A 2,035-nucleotide genomic window follows, 5' to 3' on the forward strand; every position below is an offset into this window, starting at 1 on the left:
CGCCAAAACTTGTGGTAAACAGCAGACTTGAGAAGTACGCACTTTTCTCAAAAGATTTCAAGGGCCTGCCAAATGGCTGGCATAATTTACCCTCATGTAATTTTCTGGTTGGCGAAAACAGCACCGGCAAATCAAGTTTCCTTCAATTAATTGAGCTGATTGATTCGAGGCCGCACATGCTGTTTCTCGACATATTGGATGCAGTCGATGGCATCGAATCCGTTTTTGATGTTTGCTCTCGAATGAGCGGCTCAAAAGAAACGACCATTGGATTTCTAATTAAAGAGCGGACTCAGCCAGGTCAAGATCATAGAATTCGCGCTCGACTGATAACCTACAAAGCGGTAAAAGATGACCTTCGCGTATACAGGGTGACAATAGTTCATAACGGAACAGTCCTTCGGCTCAAGAGGGGTCGAGATAAAATTTCATACCGATACGATGTGTACGAGTACGACCCCAACGTTCGTCATGCCGAGAACGGTGTGGCGATAGAACGGATCCACAATAATTCGTCCGACCACTTCAATCAACATCATGAGGTTGAGTGGGGAAGTCAGCCTGACAACTGGATTTGGTTGGACGCTCTGAATGCCGCGGTGCGTAGCGAAAAAGGGAAACCTCGCATCACGGCGGTAAATTACCCCCCGCTTGGTTGTTTGACGCATGGCCCGATGCGTGCGAAAACGCGAAGATTGCATCATGGATCAAAGACACAGTTTAGCAGCACTGGTGAGCATACGCCCTATATGCTGCGCGACGTCCTCACTGAACGTCCAGAACTGGCGGAATCGATAAATGACTTTGGCCGTGTGAGCGGTCTTTTCGATGAAATCGTTGTGAACACGATTACCACGAAGGTGAAGGACAAGCCGTTCGTTCTTCAGGTCCGAAAGGCAGACAAGTTTTTCTATGTGGACGAGCTGGGGTTTGGACTTGGGCAGGTGCTCCCTATTATAACAGATATTTCATTCTGCGTTTCAGGAACTTCATTTTTAATTCAGCAACCCGAACTGCATTTGCACCCTAGGGCGCAAGCTGCGCTGGGTGATGTTTTTCACAGGGCGGCGCTCGACGAGAGCGCCCTAGTCATTGAAACACACAGCGACTTCATAATTGATCGCTTCAGAATGGCACTTAAAAGGGACGATCGGGATTTGAGGGCGCAAGTTATTTACTTTGACAAGGCGGAAAGTGGCGAAAATATTGCTCACGAAATCGAAATAGATGGCGACGGAATGTTCGTCGATCCGCCCGAGAGTTTCAGAAGCTTCTTTGTTAAAGAGAGCATCGACAAGTTCGAGTTATTGTGATGCCTGAGTATATCCTTGACACGTGCGTGGATATCGATCCAGCGCATGAAAATTATCCTGAGTATTTCTTTAAGGACTTACTCTCCAACGCTCGCGTTAAGTTGGTGATAGGTGGAACAAAGGCTTACGATGAAATTAAGAGAAAAACCAAATTGAGGGATCTGCTCAACAATCTGCGCGACAGAAATCAAGTGATCGTCATTAGTCGAGAGAAGGTAGATGAAGCTGAAGGCAGGCTCGCCAGTCGGATAAAAGAGGTAATTGGAGATAACCCGCCTGAGTGCGATGACCTTCACATTTTTGCCTTGGCAAATGTAAGCAAATGTCTCCTGGTTGTCTCACGCGACAACAGAATGGCAATCTGCCGGAATAAGATTCGAAATCACGTTGGTCACGCATACTGCCCGGATATTTCGGTCATCCAGAATCTTGCGGCATATAAAAGAACAAAATAGCATTTTTCGTGTTCCACATGTATATATTCTGGAAGTTTTGACCGTGTTGGGAGGGTGTCTGCCTTCGAGCTTTCCGACGCGCCGGTCGCAAGCACCCGCTATCCGCCGATTCTGTTGAAAAACGCGCCTGCGGCGCCACAGCATATCAGGTCGCAAGACATGGTTCCGATTTTTCACGCCCTTGCCTCTTAGGCTCCAGACTCATTGATCGTCAAAGCCAGAAGATGACGGTTGCGGCGAGGGCTATGGCGGAGAGGAAGGTCTTTG

The 2,035-nt window shown here is 47.9% G+C and carries 2 protein-coding genes; both read left to right on the top strand.

Annotation, left to right across the window (positions count from 1 at the left end; all coding sequences use genetic code 11):
• Nucleotides 1-1,313: AAA family ATPase (locus tag DSD19_RS19595; protein ID WP_165828192.1), on the top strand; the 1,313-nt coding region annotated here is incomplete at its 5' end.
• Complete coding sequence (locus DSD19_RS21540) at nt 1,313-1,768, top strand: hypothetical protein (RefSeq protein ID WP_133260484.1); 456 nt, start codon at nt 1,313-1,315, stop codon at nt 1,766-1,768. The genes DSD19_RS19595 and DSD19_RS21540, both read left to right, overlap by 1 nt.
• Nucleotides 1,769-2,035 lie beyond the last annotated feature (267 nt).

This window comes from Rhodovulum sp. BSW8 (assembly GCF_003314725.1).
GTDB classification, from domain to species: domain Bacteria; phylum Pseudomonadota; class Alphaproteobacteria; order Rhodobacterales; family Rhodobacteraceae; genus Rhodovulum; species Rhodovulum visakhapatnamense.

Coding starts and splice junctions, on each gene's coding strand:
- DSD19_RS21540 (WP_133260484.1), top strand. CDS start 1,313: ATGCCTGAGTATATCCTTGACACGTGCGTGGATATCGATCCAGCGCAT.